This window comes from Dongshaea marina, assembly GCF_003072645.1.
In the GTDB taxonomy this organism is placed as follows: domain Bacteria; phylum Pseudomonadota; class Gammaproteobacteria; order Enterobacterales; family Aeromonadaceae; genus Dongshaea; species Dongshaea marina.
The window spans coordinates 913,977-933,105 of record NZ_CP028897.1 but is presented as its reverse complement, the minus strand read 5'-3'; the positions used below and the strand labels follow the sequence as shown (position 1 = coordinate 933,105).

The 19,129-nt window shown below is 52.2% G+C and carries 18 protein-coding genes, 2 rRNA genes and 1 pseudogene; 9 read left to right on the top strand and 12 right to left on the bottom strand.

What is annotated here, in order from left to right; genetic code table 11:
- The first annotated feature begins 18 nt into the window (after nucleotides 1-18).
- Together DB847_RS24235 and DB847_RS04625 are read left to right on the top strand one after the other, a co-directional pair.
- Nucleotides 19-207, top strand: coding sequence for a hypothetical protein (locus DB847_RS24235; RefSeq protein WP_159084405.1), 189 nt, complete (start codon nucleotides 19-21; stop codon nucleotides 205-207).
- On the top strand, nucleotides 174-626 hold the full coding sequence (locus tag DB847_RS04625; RefSeq protein WP_108649654.1) for a 5-formyltetrahydrofolate cyclo-ligase: 453 nt from the start codon (nucleotides 174-176) through the stop codon (nucleotides 624-626). Before DB847_RS24235 ends, DB847_RS04625 begins: the two co-directional genes overlap by 34 nt.
- A gap of 322 nt (nucleotides 627-948) precedes the next feature.
- On the opposite strand, the gene DB847_RS04620 is transcribed toward DB847_RS04625, so the two are convergent.
- The 6 genes from DB847_RS04620 to DB847_RS04600 form a co-directional block, all read right to left on the bottom strand.
- Complete coding sequence (locus DB847_RS04620; protein WP_108649653.1) at nucleotides 949-1,404, bottom strand: hypothetical protein; 456 nt, start codon at nucleotides 1,402-1,404, stop codon at nucleotides 949-951.
- An 11-nt stretch (nucleotides 1,405-1,415) separates the two neighbouring features.
- Complete coding sequence (locus tag DB847_RS04615) at nucleotides 1,416-1,664, bottom strand: hypothetical protein (protein ID WP_108649652.1); 249 nt, start codon at nucleotides 1,662-1,664, stop codon at nucleotides 1,416-1,418.
- 243 nt (nucleotides 1,665-1,907) lie between these two features.
- A complete protein-coding gene (locus DB847_RS24740) occupies nucleotides 1,908-2,837 on the bottom strand; it encodes an HD domain-containing phosphohydrolase (RefSeq protein WP_234418515.1) in 930 nt (309 codons plus the stop codon).
- Nucleotides 2,780-3,361: a hypothetical protein gene (locus DB847_RS24735; RefSeq protein WP_199911724.1), complete on the bottom strand. Its 582-nt coding sequence runs from the start codon at nucleotides 3,359-3,361 to the stop codon at nucleotides 2,780-2,782. Before DB847_RS24735 ends, DB847_RS24740 begins: the two co-directional genes overlap by 58 nt.
- Before the next feature lie 110 nt (nucleotides 3,362-3,471).
- Nucleotides 3,472-4,149, bottom strand: coding sequence for a 3-oxoacyl-[acyl-carrier-protein] synthase III C-terminal domain-containing protein (locus tag DB847_RS04605; RefSeq protein WP_108649651.1), 678 nt, complete (start codon nucleotides 4,147-4,149; stop codon nucleotides 3,472-3,474).
- Entirely contained in the window at nucleotides 4,128-4,607 is a 480-nt protein-coding gene (locus tag DB847_RS04600) for a hypothetical protein (RefSeq protein ID WP_108649650.1), read from the bottom strand. The genes DB847_RS04605 and DB847_RS04600 overlap by 22 nt, the downstream gene beginning before the upstream one ends.
- Before the next feature lie 529 nt (nucleotides 4,608-5,136).
- Between DB847_RS04600 and DB847_RS04595 the strand changes: the two genes are divergently transcribed.
- The 3 genes from DB847_RS04595 (at nucleotide 5,137) to crr (ending at nucleotide 7,741) form a co-directional block, all read left to right on the top strand.
- Nucleotides 5,137-5,394: an HPr family phosphocarrier protein gene (locus tag DB847_RS04595; protein WP_108649649.1), complete on the top strand. Its 258-nt coding sequence runs from the start codon at nucleotides 5,137-5,139 to the stop codon at nucleotides 5,392-5,394.
- Nucleotides 5,395-5,458: 64 nt separating this feature from the next.
- Nucleotides 5,459-7,183 (top strand): phosphoenolpyruvate-protein phosphotransferase PtsI, encoded by a 1,725-nt coding sequence (ptsI, locus tag DB847_RS04590; RefSeq protein WP_108649648.1) that lies wholly within the window; start codon nucleotides 5,459-5,461, stop codon nucleotides 7,181-7,183.
- A 48-nt stretch (nucleotides 7,184-7,231) separates the two neighbouring features.
- Nucleotides 7,232-7,741: a PTS glucose transporter subunit IIA gene (gene crr, locus DB847_RS04585; RefSeq protein ID WP_108649647.1), complete on the top strand. Its 510-nt coding sequence runs from the start codon at nucleotides 7,232-7,234 to the stop codon at nucleotides 7,739-7,741.
- Nucleotides 7,742-8,177: 436 nt separating this feature from the next.
- Here the strand turns inward: crr and amrA are convergent, their stop codons facing one another.
- Both amrA and amrB read right to left on the bottom strand, forming a co-directional pair.
- The gene (gene amrA, locus DB847_RS04580) at nucleotides 8,178-8,726 is read right to left on the bottom strand and encodes an AmmeMemoRadiSam system protein A (protein ID WP_159084404.1); all 549 of its coding nucleotides are present in this window, start codon (nucleotides 8,724-8,726) and stop codon (nucleotides 8,178-8,180) included.
- A pseudogene (amrB, locus tag DB847_RS25400) lies at nucleotides 8,701-9,473 on the bottom strand (AmmeMemoRadiSam system protein B). The gene amrA and the pseudogene amrB overlap by 26 nt, the downstream one beginning before the upstream one ends.
- 134 nt (nucleotides 9,474-9,607) lie before the next feature.
- Here amrB and amrS point away from each other — a divergent pair.
- The 4 genes from amrS to DB847_RS04550 are packed head-to-tail and all read left to right on the top strand — an operon-like array spanning nucleotide 9,608 to nucleotide 12,807.
- Nucleotides 9,608-10,615: an AmmeMemoRadiSam system radical SAM enzyme gene (gene amrS, locus DB847_RS04565; RefSeq protein WP_199911827.1), complete on the top strand. Its 1,008-nt coding sequence runs from the start codon at nucleotides 9,608-9,610 to the stop codon at nucleotides 10,613-10,615.
- A gap of 40 nt (nucleotides 10,616-10,655) precedes the next feature.
- Nucleotides 10,656-11,411 carry a tRNA(Met) cytidine acetyltransferase TmcA domain-containing protein gene (locus tag DB847_RS25395; protein WP_108649643.1) on the top strand — a complete coding sequence of 252 codons (756 nt, stop codon included), beginning with the start codon at nucleotides 10,656-10,658 and terminating at the stop codon, nucleotides 11,409-11,411.
- Nucleotides 11,297-12,496, top strand: a complete 1,200-nt coding sequence (locus DB847_RS04555) for a GNAT family N-acetyltransferase (RefSeq protein ID WP_234418587.1) — start codon at nucleotides 11,297-11,299, stop codon at nucleotides 12,494-12,496. The genes DB847_RS25395 and DB847_RS04555 overlap by 115 nt, the downstream gene beginning before the upstream one ends.
- Complete coding sequence (locus DB847_RS04550; protein ID WP_108649641.1) at nucleotides 12,493-12,807, top strand: tRNA-binding protein; 315 nt, start codon at nucleotides 12,493-12,495, stop codon at nucleotides 12,805-12,807. Before DB847_RS04555 ends, DB847_RS04550 begins: the two co-directional genes overlap by 4 nt.
- A gap of 95 nt (nucleotides 12,808-12,902) precedes the next feature.
- Here DB847_RS04550 and DB847_RS04545 read toward each other — a convergent pair whose 3' ends face one another.
- The 4 genes from DB847_RS04545 to DB847_RS04530 all read right to left on the bottom strand — a co-directional run bounded on the left by DB847_RS04545 (nucleotide 12,903) and on the right by DB847_RS04530 (nucleotide 19,048).
- Nucleotides 12,903-13,571 (bottom strand): site-2 protease family protein, encoded by a 669-nt coding sequence (locus tag DB847_RS04545; protein ID WP_108649640.1) that lies wholly within the window; start codon nucleotides 13,569-13,571, stop codon nucleotides 12,903-12,905.
- A 77-nt stretch (nucleotides 13,572-13,648) separates the two neighbouring features.
- A complete protein-coding gene (locus DB847_RS04540) occupies nucleotides 13,649-15,760 on the bottom strand; it encodes a sensor domain-containing diguanylate cyclase (RefSeq protein ID WP_108649639.1) in 2,112 nt (703 codons plus the stop codon).
- A gap of 210 nt (nucleotides 15,761-15,970) precedes the next feature.
- Nucleotides 15,971-16,085: ribosomal RNA gene (gene rrf, locus DB847_RS04535) — 5S ribosomal RNA — on the bottom strand.
- 71 nt (nucleotides 16,086-16,156) lie between these two features.
- A 23S ribosomal RNA gene (locus DB847_RS04530) occupies nucleotides 16,157-19,048 on the bottom strand.
- Nucleotides 19,049-19,129: the final 81 nt, after the last annotated feature.

Here is a 19,129-nt window from a genome sequence, read left to right as displayed (position 1 = left end):
CGACCATGACTCTTACTCATGGAAGATTTAATAATCATGGATAACTCTCTTCCCCCAAAGATCCGTCAAAAGATCCGTGCCCTGTGCCGAAATATCCCGGCCCAACAGCGCCAACAGGCTGCCCTGTCACTGGCCAATAATGTCAAACAGCGCCTTAGCTCCGCCCCCTCAGAATTGCCGCTTTCATCAGCAATGATCACGAGATAGATACAGCACCACTGCTCGAGACTCTGCTGCCTGAGCACGAGATATTCCTGCCGGTACTGCACCCCTTTACCCCGGGAAACCTGCTGTTCATCGAACACCGCCCCGAGACCGAGCTCCTTAAAAACCGTTTCAATATTCCTGAGCCACCGCTCAATGTCACCCGCCTTTGTCCTATTGAGGAGCTCGATCTGCTGCTGGTTCCCCTGGTGGCATTTGATCACCGGGGAAACCGGCTGGGGATGGGAGGCGGTTTTTACGATCGCACCCTGGCTCCTCTGGTGAGAATGGATAAGCCACCACGGCTCATAGGGATCGCCTTCGACTGCCAGCAAGTGGATGAGCTTGAGCCCCAGCCCTGGGATATCCCGCTTGCTGAAGTTATCACCCCAACTCGCCACCTGCAGTTTAGGCTCTGTTGACGTTTCAGATTTGGCTCTGCAGTTGGCAATTTTTTCATCCAGCAAGACAGAAGATGTGTGGTGTAGTTGCTCTACATGAGCATCTGATAACGCGGCTGGGAGGGAAAATAGCCACAGCCCTTCGGGTTGCGCCTGAAAAAGCCCTGTTCATTGTTGCTCATCACTCATTTAGAACAACTAAACCTCATGACTCGCGCCGCGAACAGAACATTTTCAGGGACAACAGGTTCAAAATTGGAAATGTCGACAGCACCTAGCCCGGTCTAAAAAATGGCTCCCGCAGGAGCCATCCAAAATTCAGCTGTGAATCCATTGCTTCAGATCACCAAATCGATGTGCTGAACAACCCCCTGTGAGCCATCTTCACGGGTAAAATCGCTCTCTTTTCGCAGCTTACCAAGAAGCTCGCCCTGATCCCCCGGTAATCCTGCTCGCGGGTCACCGCCTGCAAAGAGATCGAGTGCACGCCCACATCAGCCAGGGCCAGCAGCTCGCCACCGGGTCGCCAGATCTTTAGCCTGGCATAGACACTATCTTCGGCATCAATTTTTCCATCCCGGTTATCATCATGCATCGCCAGCTCAGAAAAGCCATCACCACTACGAGGGCCAAACAGCTCATTGCCATTATCGATGCGCTGATTGTGATTTCGATCCAGCGCAACAAAAGCAGAGCCCGCAGCCAGGCTGGGAACCCAGTCCTGCTCACCATCCGCATCAAGATCAAAGTGGAACTTTCCGCTATCCAGATCCGCAAACTGCCGACCCAGATTGATCACCAGAGGATCGGTCAGCTCCCCTCACTCTGAGAGGCCAGCTCCAACTCACTCACCTGAACCTGTTCAAGGTTAAACTCGCTGGAAATCTCAAGTTCAAAGGCCGCCTGTTGCCCTGCCCGGGTTTCAAGCTCCCCATGAATCGCCATAAATCCACTTGCTGTCATCTCAACCTGAGACACAGCAGCGGTCGACTCCCCTGCAAAATCGTGGAGATCGATCCGTTTACCGGTCAGACGCTCTAATAGCATCTTAAGCACCATCAGCTCACCTTCAACCGCCAGTGAAGGTGTCGAATCCGTGATCCCATCCCGGAAGAGATAAGATCACCAACGCTCTGAGTCGATTTTTCTGGTGCGGATACCGAAACGCTCCCCGTTGTTGTCGAAACAACCGTTTGAATATCCATAACAGCACCCTCCTCCTCTCCTTATCGGCTCTTTTGAGGAGGGGTTTAAGAATTGTTTGATATAAAGAGTCGTTTGAGAGCCAAATAATGGCAGCTGCTAATGCGCCGAGTCACTATGAGCCTCGGCAATCGCTCTGAATTCGGCCTCACAGGCGATAAATGCTGTCACGACCAAAGGATCAAAGTGACTCGCCTCTCCCTCAAGAATAATCTCCCGGGCCTTTTGGTGAGAGAAGGCCTCCTTGTAGACCCTTTTTGAGATCAAGGCATCATACACATCAGCCAGAGCCATCAGGCGGGCACTCAGCGGGATCTCCTCTCCCACCAGCCCCTCAGGATAGCCTGAGCCATCCCACTTCTCATGATGGCTCAGGGCAATCTCTCCGGCATAGCGTAAAAACGAGTTGGACCCCAGCTGCTCCTCGGCCCGCTCCAGAGCCAGTTTGCCGATTTGCGGATGCTGCTTCATGATCTGCCACTCTTCGTCGGTCAGTTTACCCGGTTTAAGCAGGACGGCATCCGGGATCCCAACCTTGCCGATATCATGCAGCGGAGCCGACTTAAAGATAAGCTCGATGCTCTCCTCGTTTAGCTCATTCCGGCAGTGGCCCTCGGCATACAGCCATTCTGCCAGGGCTTTGACATAGTTCTGGGTGCGGATGATATGCAAGCCCGTTTCGTTATCCCGGGTCTCAGCCAAAGAAGCGAGCCCTAAGATTGCCACATCCCGGGTCTGTCTCACCTCCAGGGTCTTAGCTGCCAGCCCCTCAATCATCAGGTTCGTGTGGCGGGCAATAACCCCAAACTCATCATTGCTGGTCACGGGAACTGAAATATCGGTTCGCCCCGAGGAGACCTGCTGTAAGATCCGCTGCTGATGCCCGAGAAAAAACTTAAGATTGGCCGAATAGTTACGGATGATGAGCACGCTGTAGCAGATAAATACCGCAGTGACGAAGCCAAACTCTGTCAGGATATAGCGCTGGGCCAGCTGCTGATGGATCTTCGCCCCTCTCCCATCAACCACTCCAGATCCTTGCAAACCACCAAAAATAGAATCAGGGCCATCAGCAGAGCACTAATGATCGAAAACAGCATAAACTTTCGGGAAACCGGAAACGGCTCGGAGTCAGGAATGATATTGATCCCCTGCCTTTCCATCTGCTCAGCCAGGCAGCGCTCGGAATACAAGGCCTGATCGCAAGCCACGAAAAAACCAAAGGCTATCAATCCCAGTACCACCTTAAGTCCGCTCTCCAGTGGGCCCTGGTAAAACAACATATTGAACAAAGCGATCAGTAACCCTGCCAAAGAGTAAAGGAGCCAATCCACCCTGAACTGATATCCAACCCGGCGGCGTTCATCAACGCTATTTAGCCAGCCCTGTAGCAGTGAGCGACTTATCAGCAACAGCAAAAACATGATGACGACTGGCAGCAGTAGCTGAGCAACCGACAGCTCCTCCAGAAATGGGCAAACCTGTACCCCATAAATCGAAAAAAGTGCAAATGCGATCAGTGTGTGTAATAGCCTTCGACTGCTGCCACTCATCTGCTCCTCCACTGCCTTGCGACCAGTTATCTCAATTCAATGTCATCCAAATTACCTGTTAAGACCCGCTGAAGCTGGCAGGTCTTTCACCTGCTTTGTCCTAAAAACCATTATGGCTTCGACAGGATTTCAGCCTCCAGGCGCATACACCCCAGATTATAGCCACTGCCGAATACCAATAGGATCCCCTGCTCTCCAGGGGCAAGTGCCTCTTTATGCAGATGAAAACATGCAAGAGCACCTGCCGAAGCCAGATCACCATAGGTTTGCATAATGGAAGGAAGAGATTGCTCCGAGAGCCGCTCTTTGAGAAAAGCCGTACCGATTCGCTGATTCAGCGCCCATGAGCTTTGCTGGAGCCAGATAGCCGCAATGTTCTCCGGAGCAAGCCCAATATCCGAGAGCCAGGCATTGGCGAAGGTAGTAACCAGTGGCTCAAGCTCATTAAATCTTGCACCACTGCGCTGCTGAAGCCACTTATCTTCCGCATACAGGGTATCGGGGTTGCAACGTCCCAACACACCAAATTGGTTGGCAATGTTATTCGAATACAGAGAGACCAGCCGTTGATCCAGGATCTTATGCCAGCGTTTCGCCCTGCAACACTCACGGGCCTCAAGCAGCAAGGCACAGCAACCATCACCCAAGCTGAAATGGCTATGCCGATCTCTGAAATTCAACTGGGCCGAGCCTATCTCGGGGACCACCACCAGCACTCGCTTTGCCTGACCTGATTCGATGGCAGCCCGGGCATTTCCCAGAGCCATCAGCCCGGAGCAATCTCCCATATTAAGATCGTAGCCATAGCCGGGGCTCCGAGAAAATGCTGAACCTCGGCTGCCAGTTGAGGTGCCAGGCGAAAAGCTTCAGAGGAGGCGACGATCACCAGCTCAATCTGTGAGGGATCACACTCGGCCTGCTCCAGAGCCTGCTCGGCTGCACTAACCGCCAGCTCAGCGGGCAGTGAAGGATAGTGCTCAGGACGCTCGCTCAAAAGAGGTTGCATCACCTCAGGATCTAAAACCCCCTCTGAAGTCACGAAATACCTGTGCTCAATACCATAGTGCTGCTCGATATGGGTCAGAGTCGAATACTCTCTGGCCTGCAGCCGCCCGGCATCGATCGCAGAGCTATTCTCTTCGTTGTATAGATCGACATAACGATTGAAGCTTTCAACCAGGGCCTTACTCGTAACCCCGTGCTCACCATGTACAAACCCACTGCCACTGATCACGGCCTGAACCATTATCCCCTCCAAAGATCCAGTAAATCCCCAGTTCTGAGTGATTTACTTCTGGAATATCAATTAGATCGCTATAAGGTTCACTGTAGAGTGATTTAAGGCCGATGTCGATGCAGATCACAGTTTATTCAAGGGCTGGCAGGGGGATTTGCACTGGGAGATAACTTATTTTACACTGCAAACTAATTCGAGAGGCAAGATGCCAAACTGGGATAAGTGTCACCCATAAACCCCGTTCACTATTGAGTCTCAGGCAGAAAAACAGCTCAGTTTCTAACGTAACAAAGTGTTTTTTTGTGTAATGAATAAAGACTTGCGTAGACAGTAACCAGGCTGTTTTATGTGATCGGCTTCAAAAAACGAAATCCCGGCATCACCTTTTGGAGCAAAAAGAGGCAGTTTTACTGCTTTTTGAACCCTATACCCGGTTGATGGTTCGTTTGAGCACTTAAAACCCCCTGGCTTGGTGTTAAGATGCTGGCCATCAGATTAGGAACTCAATCAACTTAATTAACAAGTAAGGTGAATCTCAATGTACGAAAAGTCTGTTGTTATCACAGCTGAAAACGGCCTGCACACTCGTCCTGCCGCACAATTCGTCAAGGAAGCTAAGGCATTTGAGAGCGCAATCAGCGTTGAATCGAACGGCAAGTCTGCAAGCGCAAAGAGCCTGTTTAAGCTGCAAACTCTGGGTCTGACCAAGGGAACCGAGGTTCTGATCAAGGCAGAAGGCGACGATGCAGAGCAGGCAGTTGAGAAGCTGGTTGCCCTGATGGACGAACTGGAGTAACAAGTTGAGGCGTCATGCCTCATCTCTACCTCTGACCCCCACTCATATAACAGCAGGAAAGGTTATGATATCAGGAATCCTAGCGTCTCCGGGAATTGCGTTTGGTAAAGCGCTTCTGCTTAAAGAGGACGAAATCGTCATCAATCAGCAGCCGATCGCTGATCAGCAGATTGAACAGGAGGTCAAGCGCTTCCTGGAAGCCCGGGAGGCCTCTGCCGCTCAGCTCGAAATCATCAAGGAAGCTGCTCGCGAGACTTTCGGTGAAGAAAAAGAAGCGATCTTTGAAGGGCATATCATGCTTCTCGAAGATGAAGAGCTTGAAGAGGAAGTGATCAGCTTCATCAAAGACAACAATGCTTCTGCAGACCGGGCTATCCATACGGTGATCGAGCAGTTTGCCAACATGATGGCGGAGCTGGACGACCCTTATCTGAAAGAGCGTGCGACAGATTTCCGTGATATCGGTAGCCGCCTGCTGAAAAATGCCCTGGGTATTGAGATCGTTAATCTCAGCACCATTACTGAGGAAGCGATCCTGATCGCCAACGATCTGACTCCTTCTCAGACTGCTCAGATTAACCTGGATTATGTCCTTGGATTTATAACCGATCTGGGTGGCCGTACCTCTCACACCTCAATCATGGCCCGCTCGCTGGAGATCCCTGCGATTGTCGGGACCAATGATATCACTCAGCGGATACAGCACGGCGACTTCGTGGTTCTGGATGCGATCAACAATGAGATCGTCATCAACCCAAGTGAGCAGCAATTGACTCATTACCGCGAGGTTCAGCACATCTATCTCAAGGAGAAAGAGGAGCTCAAGCAGCTCAAAGATCTCCCTGCAACCACCCTCGATGGTCAAAATGTCGAAGTCTGTTCCAACATCGGAACAGTTAAGGATGTTGATGGTGCTCTGCGCAATGGTGCCGAGGGTGTAGGCCTGTACCGTACCGAATTCCTGTTCATGGATCGCGACGCTCTTCCAACCGAGGACGAGCAGTTCAACGCCTATAAGGAAGTTGCCGAAGCGATGCCTGATCAGCCGATCATCATCCGTACCATGGATATTGGCGGCGACAAAGATCTTCCCTATCTGGATCTGCCAAAAGAGATGAACCCGTTTTTGGGCTGGCGTGCAGTGCGTATCTTCTTTGATCGCCCTGAGATCATGAACACCCAGCTGCGAGCCATCCTGCGTGCCTCTGCCTTTGGTAAGCTGCGGATCATGTTCCCGATGATCATCTCTGTTGAGGAGTTCCGCTTCCTCAAACAGCGTGTTGAAGAGCTCAAGATCGAACTTCGCAGCGAAGGCCACGCCTTTGATGAGTCCATTGAAGTTGGGATCATGATCGAAACACCTGCCGCTGCGGTTATGGCTCCACACCTGGCAAAAGAGGTTGATTTCTTCAGTATCGGTACCAACGATCTGACTCAGTACACCCTGGCCGTCGACCGTGGTAATGAGCTGATCTCAGAGATGTATAACCCTCTGACTCCATCCGTATTGACCCTGATCAAGCAGGTGATCGATGCCTCTCACGCCGAAGGCAAGTGGACCGGCATGTGTGGAGAGCTGGCTGGTGACGAGCGTGCAACTCTGTTACTGCTCGGCATGGGGCTGGATGAGTTCTCAATGAGTGCCATCTCAATCCCACGAATCAAGAAGCTTATTCGCAATACAAACTTCAGTGATGCCAAAGACCTCGCTGACCGTGTATTAGCAATGGGCACGGCAAAAGAGATTGAGCTTGCAATGGAATACTTTATCAAGCAGCAAGCTGTCTGATACTATCTCTTAGCAGCAAGCAACTGAATTATTCCAGGAGTTATCTTTATGGGTCTTTTTGATAAGCTGAAAAAACTGGTTTCTGACGAAAATACCGAAACCGCAGGTATCGAGATTTATGCACCTCTGTCCGGTGAAATTGTACCGATCGAGGAAGTGCCTGATGTGGTATTTGCCGAGAAGATCGTCGGTGACGGTATCGCCATCAAGCCAACCGGCGACAAGATGGTTGCCCCTTGTGACGGTACGATTGGTAAGATCTTCGAAACCAACCACGCCTTCTCTCTTGAATCTGATAATGGCGTAGAGCTGTTCGTTCACTTCGGTATCGATACCGTTGAGCTCAAAGGTGAAGGCTTTAAGCGCATTGCAGAAGAGGGTCAGAAAGTGAAGACCGGTGACGTGATCATCGAGTTTGATCTGCCACTGCTGCAGGAAAAGGCCAAGTCTGTACTGACTCCGGTCGTGATCTCCAACACTGATGAGCTCAAAGAGCTCACCAAGATGTCAGGTCCAGTGACCCTTGCCGAGACACCCGTTCTCGTTGTACAAAAATAAACAAGGACTTGCTTGCGCGTAAAAGCCGCCATTAGGCGGCTTTTTACGTTCTAGTGCAGCTAAGTGTTATTATCTATACCACTTATCTGAGTGCTGCATTAATACCGGGGTGCCGGCTGCACATTACTTTTGTATCACCAAAAGTAATCATAAACTCGCTTCGTACTGTGCATTTATCATCCCTGATAAATCTCCCCAGCTCGACGGTGACCATCCTTGGTCCCCCTCCCAATTCAGCATCCTGCTTCTCGTTCCATTGCTCTGGGAGCAACTTCACCCCTCCACAGAACTACGCAGCTCGACACCTGCTGAGCAGGATGTGCGAATGTCGTGAAAGGCAGGAAGCCTGAGAACGACCTGTCTCGAAAAAGAGCTTTAAACAGCTTACCTACGTACTCGCTCAGGAGTTTTAGGGCTCCATTAATGGAGAATTACTCTAGTCATCCTGATAATGCACAACCTGATAGCGATAGGCTTTCGCCTCTGGCGGCCAATGACTCCACCCCCCCTTACGCAGCAAGTGCTTTAAAAAAAGCTCGACTGCGGGCAGCTCCTGCCAGACCTGAGGTAAAAAGGTGGCCCGTCGCCCTCCCGACTCCAGCACGACACCATCAACCCCGGGTCTGAGTGACTCAATCAGATCTGCCCGCTGTGCAGACACGCTCTCAAGAGGACTTAAAATCGAGATATCCAGCTCGATCTTATCAAGCTCATCGAGCCGTACCTCAGGGAACCTGGGATCATCAAAGGCGGCTGCACGGGCATAGTTTATAACCCCCTGAACCAGGGGGTATTGTGGTTCAAGACAACCGATACAACCGCGCAGCTGCCCCCCTTTATGCAGGGTCACAAAGCAGGCTACGGTCTCATCAGGGAGGTTAACCCGGGGTTGTTCTATAACCTCACCTAAACGAGAAGCGATCGCCCAGCGCGCTAAATCCAGCAGCTGTTGCTGCTGCTCAGAGTTCAACTGTAAAGCTTGCATATCCCACCACCTGATCTTTTGACGCGGGTCCATCCCCGGAGTTACAGGCAGCGACGCAATGCACCCTGCCCTGATGTGCTTTCGCCCAGTACAGCAAGCCATTGATGGCATGAGCTCCACAGGCTTGCTCGGGGCGAATCGATGGATCCTGAGATTCGATCTGCGCCCGGGTTTGACTATCCAGGCGATTCGCCTCTTCATAAGGATGGTAATGGCTGAGATCGCTGCTCACCACCAGCAGGGTGTGCTCATCCATCACCTCCTCTATGACCTCGCAAACCCGCTGGGAGAGCATTCACCAACAACCAGGGGGATCAGGGTGAATTCATTTAACAGATACTGCAGGAAGGGAAGTTGCACCTCCAGGCAATGCTCCAGACGGTGTGCCCCCTCATGCTCAATGACCAGAGAACGGGATCTGAGCTGGCCAATACACTCCTGCTCCAGAGCAATCTCCCCGAGAGGCGTGATAAAATGACTGGCGGGTGATGCTGCGATCCCAGATAGAGGGACCCTATGGTTCGGCCCCAGCAGCAGGACTCGGCTAAACCTCTCGGGAGCAAGGGTCAGGTATCCCTTAGCCGCAGTGGCTCCTGAATAGACATAACCCGCATGAGGAACGATCAGTCCCATGATTGCGGGATCTGCGCTTACCTCACCCAGGGAGCCGATGGTCTCCTCCAGGTAGAGCCGCAGCTGCCCTGGATCGTCATGGTAAAAAAGCCCGGCCACCGCCGGATTTCGCATCGTCATAAGCACCTCCGTGTTAACCTTAATAATATAAGAGCCTGGATCATTCAGGGATCAATTATGGCTAGTGCATTTTCACAACATCCCAACTTCTCCCGTGTCGTGGAGGATGGCCGCGTTCGCTGTGAACTCTGCCCCGAAAGTGTACCCTGCGAGAAGGAAAGCGCGGTGTCTGTTTCGTCAGACGCGCTCACCAGGGAAAGATGGAACTGACCGCCTATGGGCGAGCCAGCGGATTTTGCATCGACCCTATAGAGAAAAAACCCCTGTTTCATTTTTATCCGGCAAGTCCGGTGCTCTCTTTTGGTACCGCCGGATGCAACCTGACCTGTAAGTTTTGCCAAAACTGGCACATCAGTAAATCCAGAGATATGTCGACCCTTGGTGAGGCGGCAAGCCCCCAACAGATCGCGAATTCAGCCCTCAAATCGGGCTGCAGCTCAGTTGCATTTACCTATAATGATCCGGTCATATTTCTCGAATATGCGGCCGATACGGCTCAGGCCTGCCACGAATTGGGACTCTATGCGGTGGCGGTTTCGGCAGGCTATATTCAGCCAGAGCCCCGTGACTATTTTTTTCAGTACATAGATGCAGCCAACATCGACCTTAAGGGATTTACCGAGCGTTTCTACCACAAGCTGTGTGGTGGTCATCTGGCCCCGGTTTTAGAAACACTACAATACCTTAAGCAGCAGACCAAGGTATGGTTTGAGATCACCACTCTCTTGATCCCGGGAGAAAACGACTCGCCCACGGAGCTGGAAAAACTGTGTGGCTGGATCATGGATGAGCTTGGCCCGGACGTGCCGCTACACTTTTCAGCCTATCATCCCGACTTCCACCTGGCGATCCCGAGGACCCCCTCCGAGACTCTGACACAGGCACGAAACATTGCCATTGAAACCGGGCTCCACTACGTCTATACAGGCAATGTTCACGACCGCCGAGGTGGGAGCAGCTGGTGCCCGGGCTGTGGCCGCTGTATCATCGAAAGAGACTGGTTCCACCTTGAGAGCTGGCAACTCGACCAGGGGTGCTGTCGTCACTGTAAGACCCCCATCGCCGGTCACTTTGCCAACAAGCCTGGCCAGTGGAATGGTCGCAGGCGCCCCTGCATATTGAGTGATCATGACTAAAAGCGCACAATAGTCTCTCATCCAATCAGAGCCGCTCACCATGACCGAAATAACCTATCTTCAGAAGCTCAGGGCGATCGCCATCGCCAATGGCCACCGCTACCTGGTCCGCCTGGCTGGCCCTCTGGAGTGGAGCAGCTCTCTGGCAGAGCAGCTTATCGGTGAGAATAGCGCCCTATGGATAGAAAACAGGGTGAGCCCCCACAGCATTCCCGCAGCCAAGGCCCGGGGGGAGCTGGGTGGTGAATATGAGTGGATCGTGTTCAACAGCTTCGATGGCTTTCATCCCGATGCATTCGGCTCAGTCAGCGGTACTCTCAAGGGGGGAGGTTTACTGCTACTGCTCACCCCGAAAGAGCAGCAGTGGCAGCAGCTGGGTGATCCGGATCAGGAGCGCTATGTCGAACACCCAGATGAGGTCACTCGCTGTCACTGGCACTTTATCCCAAGGCTGCTTCAGCTACTTAGCAGCGATCCCGGAGCCTTTACCTTGTCTCCGGGGAGGTCCCCGGCGAACCCCCACAGCTCATGCATGCCAAGGAGCAGGCTTCTTCACCCCAGCTCTCTTGCATCACTGCGGATCAGGCGCAGCTGGTCACAACTCTCAATAGCAGACTTAACAGACGCCAGGTGCCTCCCTACGTCATCACAGCTAACCGCGGACGCGGCAAATCAGCCGCCCTGGGAATCACTGCCGCCCATCTGCTACAGCAACCCAGGTTTCAAAAGATCATCGTCACCGCCCCATGCCTCAACGCCGCCCAGACCCTGCTGCGTCATGTGGCCAGCGAGCTAAACTTGCCCCAGGCACAAAGCTACTCCCTGGCAGATGGCAGTACCCTTGTATTTCGAAGTCCGGATCAACTACTTAACACAGATGAGTCCTGTGAGCTACTGATGGTAGATGAGGCGGCGGCCATTCCGCTCCCCATTTTAGAAAAGCTGTTGCACAGCTCACCCCGCACCATCTTTGCGACCACTTTACATGGTTATGAAGGATGTGGCCGTGGTTTTGCCCTGAAATTTAGCAAGCTCCTGGATGCAGAAAAACCTAACTGGCGCTCAGCCAAGCTGGAGCAACCGATCCGCTGGAACCGTGATGACCCTTTGGAGCAATTGACCTTTCGCCTGCTGGGACTTGATGCCGAGCTTGAGTTGCCTCAAGGTTACCAGCCCCCGGCAGAACTGACTCTTCGCCAAATCAGTCCCAGGCAATTGATTGAAGATGAAACGCTACTTCGTCAGCTGTTCGCACTGCTGGTGATGGCTCATTATCAAACCTCACCCAGCGATCTCAGAATGCTGCTGGACTCTCCCGATTGTCAGCTGTATGCCCTGTTCGATGACAAGCTGCCGATTGCAATTGCCCTACTCAGCAGGGAGGGTCCTCTGGCCCAGGAGATCAGTGAGGCTATCTGGCTGGGTAAGCGTCGCCTCCGTGGACAGCTACTCCCCCAGACTCTGCTCGGTCACGCCGGATGGCAGGATGCGGCGCGCTTTAGTTATGCCCGGGTAATGAGGATCGCGGTTCATCCAAGCTTGCAAGGTCTTGGGATCGGCTCCCGATTGCTCAATGAGTTAGCCAGCGAGGTCGAAAAGAGTTGTGAATTTATCGGTACCTCCTTTGGCGCAACTCCCGAGCTCCTGGATTTCTGGAAAAAAAACCATTTCACCCCTCTGCGAGTCGGGCTACACAGAGACAGCGCCAGCGGCTGCCACTCCTGCGTATTGCTGCGCCCCTTGTGTGCAGAAAGCCGCGAGCAATTAAGACAATGGCAGTCCTGTTTCGGCTCACAACTTCCTGAACTGCTGCTCTCCTCCCTCAAGGAGCTGGATCCACGGCTGGTACAGCGGCTGCTTATTGCTCCCCCACCGACATGAGTGAGCAGCAATGGCTCGACTGCATCAGCTTTGCCTGTGGGTACAGGCAGACTGAACTAGCACAGCCTGCCCTACGCCAGCTGCTGTTAACCCATCCGGGCAGGCTTACCGATGCCCCCCACCACCAGTGGGCGATCCGAAAAATTCTCCAGCTCGCAAGCTGGCCCGAGCTGGTCACGGAAAGTGGCCTGACGGGGCGAAAAGCTCTGGAAAAAACCTTAAGAGAAACGATCAAAAAGCTAGTCAACCAGCTAATTCTGCCCCCGCCGATCGAACAGCGGCTGAATAAGCTCAACGCAAAGCGCGACTAACCTGCCGAGATCAGCAGTCACTTCCCCGACGAGGAGTCATAAACTGGCTTGCAGATACAGTCAGCCGTGGAGGTTTAGCATCCAGGAGCCAATCTCTAGCGCAAGCTGAAAAGCTCGGTGATAAAACGAAACAGGGCCTGGACCGGAGGATGCAGGATCTGAGAGCCCAGAAAATACAGACCCACGATCAGGATCAAAATCCCATAACGCTCAATCTTAGCGTATTGATAGGCCAGATGATCCGGTAGCAGCGCCGAGACCACCCGAGAGCCATCCAGGGGAGGAATGGGGATGAGGTTGAGTACCATCAGCAAACAGTTGATCAAGATCCCATAGAGTCCGACCTTTCCGACAAGGCTGGCCAACCATGCAAGAGTGGGATCATAGGCATAGATAGAAGAAGCACAGGCCGCCACACCCGCCCAGATAAAGGCCATCAAGAGATTTGCTCCGGGACCGGCCAGGGCCACCAATGCCATATCCCGCTTGGGTTGGCGAAGGTTTCCCCAGCGCACAGGCACCGGCTTTGCCCAACCAAACATGAAGCTGAAATTAGAAAGCACCAACATCACCAGAGGGATGATGATGGTCCCGACAAGATCGATGTGACGAATGGGATTGAGAGTGACTCGTCCCAAACTCCTGGCTGTCTGATCACCCAGTTTACTGGCAACCCAGCCATGGGCTGCCTCATGCAGGGTAACCGCTAAAATCAGGGGAATCGCAACAATTGCGATCATTTGCAGCAAAGAGACAATATCCATGGGGCGCTCCAAGTCCTTTTTAGCCACTGTATCAGTCAAGACCCCGGATGTCTGCTCCCAATAGTTTTGAAGCTCAATCAGCTAAACTCATCAAGTGTTGGATCGTAGAGGCATATCCCATTTTGCGCTTTTTGACGAAGCTGGCTCATGGCTCGGTCTGCACAATCGATCAGCCCCTCCTGGCTGTCACTATGAGTCGGATAGATGGCAATACCTATGCTGCCGGTCACATAGTACTCCTCATCGGCAAACTCAACAGGGGCGCCAATGGCAGCAATTAATTTAGCCGCAACAAACTCAACATCCTCAATGGTTCCCGGAAGAGCCAGGTAAGCCATAAAGACTCCGGCTCCCATCCGTCCCAATAGATCACTGCTACGCAGACAACTCTTCATCCGTTTGGCGACTTCACTCATGACGCTATCGGCAACCGACTGCCCCTGACTAGCGTTGATCTCCTTGATGCCGTCGACTCCAATAAACAGCAGTGCCAGCTGTTCATCGAGTTGCTGAGCCTGTAGCAGTTGGTTCTTCAAAAGCTGATAAAATCGGGGACGATTGGCGAGCCCAGTCAGCTCATCAAAACTTGAATTTTTTTCAAGCTCCTTAAAGTGTTCCAATTTCTTCAGAGTTGCCAGGGTTTGTGAGCAATAGTTACACACCGACAAGATAAAGATCTCCTCATCCTGGCACCAGTGCTGCATCGGCTCTTCAAGCTCAAAGATGATAAAACCAAACAGTTCCTCGTTATAGATGATGGGTGAAATCCTTGCCGCCCCCTCCATCGGGGAAAGTCCAAGGCGTTGCAACATCGCATTGAAACGGGAGCGTTCATAGCTATCTTCGATATTCCAGATCAGTGAACCACTGAGTTCGGCACTTTCATATCGGCCACTGATGAAATGGTAGGGAAGAGGCTTAAGCTGTTGGTGATGAGAGGTTGGCGCATAGTAGAGATCCGGACACAGCATCTGCTGCTGATCCTCTGAGCCATACCAGATACTTGAACGCCCGGCTCCCGTTCCCCGACAAACCGCTTCATTGATTCTCTGGGCCGCACTCACCAGATCCTGCTCCATCAAGAGATCGCTCTTTGCCAGATCGATCAGTGCCTGATTTTGTCTGCGTTGGCGTAGCTGGCTCTCCTGCTGACTATTGTGCATACACTCGATCGTATCCAACATCTTGTTACAAGCCCGGGTCACATCCGCAATCTCATCCCTTCTGCTATCTTGCTGTACCCGGCCCAAACCATCGTCCTTTTGACCGACCCAGCTTAAACCTGTGACCAGTGATTTGAGCCTCGCTGAGACATAACGATTAAATACACATAAAACGATAAGAAGATAAAGCACTCCGCCAAAAGTCAGATAGAGGCAAAAGATCCAGACGATCCGCTTGCCCTGAGCAAAGTACTCTCTGGGCTGTACCACCTCAACCAGGATCCCGAGCTCTTTCCCCACGGCCGGGAACAGGGTGTACCCCACAATACTCTCATCTAAAATAACCACCTGCTGATCTGTGCTCTGTAGCCTAAGTAGCATATCGAGCTCCGGGCTGGAGCTATTCAGAGTACTTCCCCGATAAAAGCGTGCAGTGATGGCCATCGATTTTTGAAGATGGGAGGTCACGGTTTGATCAAAGGCCTTGAGGAACACCAGATAGCCGTTGCTCGGCCCCTTGCCCTGACTGGTCAGCACCGGCATTTTAGAGAGGAAATAATATCTCTTCTTATAACTCCAGAGGCCGGAGCTTGCCGCAGAAGTGGTTCGGCTGGCAACAAATCGCCCCAGCTCATCAATCAGCTGCGAAGGGATCGGAACAACCTGGCCATTCTCCAGGGAGGCACCTCCGTAAAACTGTTTCTCCCGATCAAAATAAGCGATGACATCAACTCTCAGGGTATCAAACACCTGCGGGTTGAAGTTCTTCGCTCCATAGGGGCTCTTTTTGCTGGCAAGATACTCATAAGTCACATCCCACTCGGCCCAATCCTTAGTGATCACATCAAGCTGGTTAAGCTCCTGGAGATAAGCCTGATGTACCCTCACCAGGTTGCGCTCCATTGAGTCTCTCTCAATCTGATTGAATTCATGGATCACCAGGAAACGAAAGCCGAGGTAGACACTTCCCAGAACCACAACGAGTGCCACCAGAACAATGCATGTGATGAGCTGACTGATTTTCATCCCTGGCAAGATCTCCCTTCATATCTCTTAAAAGTCTATGCCATTTCTAATAGATAGGTGAGTTAAGGTGGGAAAATCTCGGGACGAGGGTTAAAAAAGGAGGACAATTCATGACAAGATGCCAGATAGCAAAAAAACCCGGCTCAGATGAACCGGGGTTTTTCTAACTTTTTGCCTTCAGATTTTTCTAAATCTGAAAACGAAATACAAGCCTGGCGATGACCTACTCTCACATGGGAACCCCCACACTACCATCGGCGCTACGGCGTTTCACTTCTGAGTTCGGAATGGGATCAGGTGGGGCCACCGCGCTATGGTCGCCAGACAAAAAACTTAAATCCAGAAAGTGATTAATTCGTTCTTAAGACACACAAGCGTCTCTCACTTGGGTGTTGTATGGTTAAGCCTCTCGGGTCATTAGTACAGGTTAGCTCAACGCCTCACAACGCTTACACACCCTGCCTATCAACGTCCTAGTCTCGGACGGCCCTTCAGAAGACTTATAGTCTTAGGGATGACTCATCTTGAGGCCTGCTTCCCGCTTAGATGCTTTCAGCGGTTATCAGTTCCACACGTAGCTACCGGGCAGTGCCACTGGCGTGACAACCCGAACACCAGAGGTGTGTTCACTCCGGTCCTCTCGTACTAGGAGCAACTCCTCTCAATCATCCAACGCCCACGGCAGATAGGGACCGAACTGTCTCACGACGTTCTGAACCCAGCTCGCGTACCACTTTAAATGGCGAACAGCCATACCCTTGGGACCTGCTCCAGCCCCAGGATGTGATGAGCCGACATCGAGGTGCCAAACACCGCCGTCGATATGAACTCTTGGGCGGTATCAGCCTGTTATCCCCGGAGTACCTTTTATCCGTTGAGCGATGGCCCTTCCATTCAGAACCACCGGATCACTATGACCTACTTTCGTACCTGCTCGACGTGTCTGTCTCGCAGTTAAGCGGGCTTATGCCATTGCACTAACCGTACGATGTCCGACCGTACTTAGCCCACCTTCGTGCTCCTCCGTTACTCTTTGGGAGGAGACCGCCCCAGTCAAACTACCCACCAGACACTGTCCCTAATCCAGATAATGGACCGAGGTTAGAACATCAAACATGCAAGGGTGGTATTTCAAGGATGGCTCCACGATAACTGGCGTTACCGCTTCGAAGCCTCCCACCTATCCTGCACATGCAGGCTCAATGTTCAGTGCCAAGCTGTAGTAAAGGTTCACGGGGTCTTTCCGTCTAGCCGCGGGTACACTGCATCTTCACAGCGATTTCAATTTCACTGAGTCTCGGGTGGAGACAGCGTGGCCATGGTTACACCATTCGTGCAGGTCGGAACTTACCCGACAAGGAATTTCGCTACCTTAGGACCGTTATAGTTACGGCCGCCGTTTACCGGGGCTTCGATCAACCGCTTCTCCCGAGGGATAACGACATCAATTAACCTTCCGGCACCGGGCAGGTGTCACACCGTATACGTCCTCTTTCGAGTTTGCACAGTGCTGTGTTTTTGATAAACAGTCCCAGCCACCTGGTCACTGCGACCACCGACAGCTCCATCCGCAAGGGACTTCACCATCAGCGGCGTACCTTCTCCCGAAGTTACGGTACTATTTTGCCTAGTTCCTTCACCCGAGTTCTCTCAAGCGCCTTGGTATTCTCTACCCGACCACCTGTGTCGGTTTGGGGTACGATTCTCTGTAATCTGAAGCTTAGAAGCTTTTCCCGGAAGCAGGGTATCAATGGCTTCCATCCCGTAGGATGTTCGTCTCGTGTCTCAGCCTAATGAGCGTCCGGATTTACCTAAACACTCAGCCTACGCACTTTCACCAGGACAACCAACGCCTGGCCCACCTAACCTTCTCCGTCCCTCCATCGCAATTACAGCGAGTACAGGAATATTAACCTGTTTCCCATCGACTACGCCTTTCGGCCTCGCCTTAGGGGTCGACTCACCCTGCCCCGATTAACGTTGGACAGGAACCCTTGGTCTTTCGGCGTGGAGGTTTTTCACCCCCATTATCGTTACTCATGTCAGCATTCGCACTTCTGATACCTCCAGCAGACTTCTCAATCCACCTTCACAGGCTTACAGAACGCTCCCCTACCCAGCGTAACAAGTACGCTGCCGCAGCTTCGGTGTATCACTTAGCCCCGTTACATCTTCCGCGCAGGCCGACTCGACCAGTGAGCTATTACGCTTTCTTTAAATGATGGCTGCTTCTAAGCCAACATCCTGGCTGTCTGGGCCTTCCCACATCGTTTCCCACTTAGTGATAACTTTGGGACCTTAGCTGGCGGTCTGGGTTGTTTCCCTCTCCACAACGAACGTTAGCACCCGCTGTGTGTCTCCCGGATAGTACTTATTGGTATTCGGAGTTTGCATCGGGTTGGTAAGTCGGGATGACCCCCTAGCCGAAACAGTGCTCTACCCCCAATAGTATTCGTCCGAGGCGCTACCTAAATAGCTTTCGGGGAGAACCAGCTATCTCCCGGTTTGATTGGCCTTTCACCCCCAGCCACAGGTCATCCCCTAACTTTGCAACGTTAGTGGGTTCGGTCCTCCAGTTGATGTTACTCAACCTTCAACCTGCCCATGGCTAGATCACCGGGTTTCGGGTCTACTCCCAGCGACTATTCGCCCAGTTAAGACTCGGTTTCCCTACGGCTCCCCTATTCGGTTAACCTCGCCACTGAAAGTAACTCGCTGACCCATTATACAAAAGGTACGCAGTCACACCCCGAAGGATGCTCCCACTGCTTGTACGTACACGGTTTCAGGTTCTATTTCACTCCCCTCACAGGGGTTCTTTTCGCCTTTCCCTCACGGTACTGGTTCACTATCGGTCAATCAGGAGTATTTAGCCTTGGAGGATGGTCCCCCATGTTCAGTCAAGATACCACGTGTCCCGACCTACTCGATTTCATTCAATATTCGCTTACGTGTACGGGGCTATCACCCTCTATCGCCGGACTTTCCAGACCGTTCCACTTGCTCATATCAAACTTAAGGGCTAATCCCCGTTCGCTCGCCGCTACTTAGGGAATCTCGGTTGATTTCTTTTCCTCCGGGTACTTAGATGTTTCAGTTCCCCGGGTTCGCCTCTACATGCCTATGTATTCAGCATGAGATACTCACTAAAAGTGAGTGGGTTTCCCCATTCGGACATGGTTGGCTATAACGCTTCTTACCAGCTCACCAACCCTTTTCGCAGGTTAGCACGTCCTTCATCGCCTCTGATTGCCAAGGCATCCACCGTGTACGCTTAGTCACTTAACCATACAACCCCAAATGAACTCAGGGTCATAAAGCAACTAATGTATTAGTTGTTTTCCGCCTCAAGTTTCCAAGACACTTGTT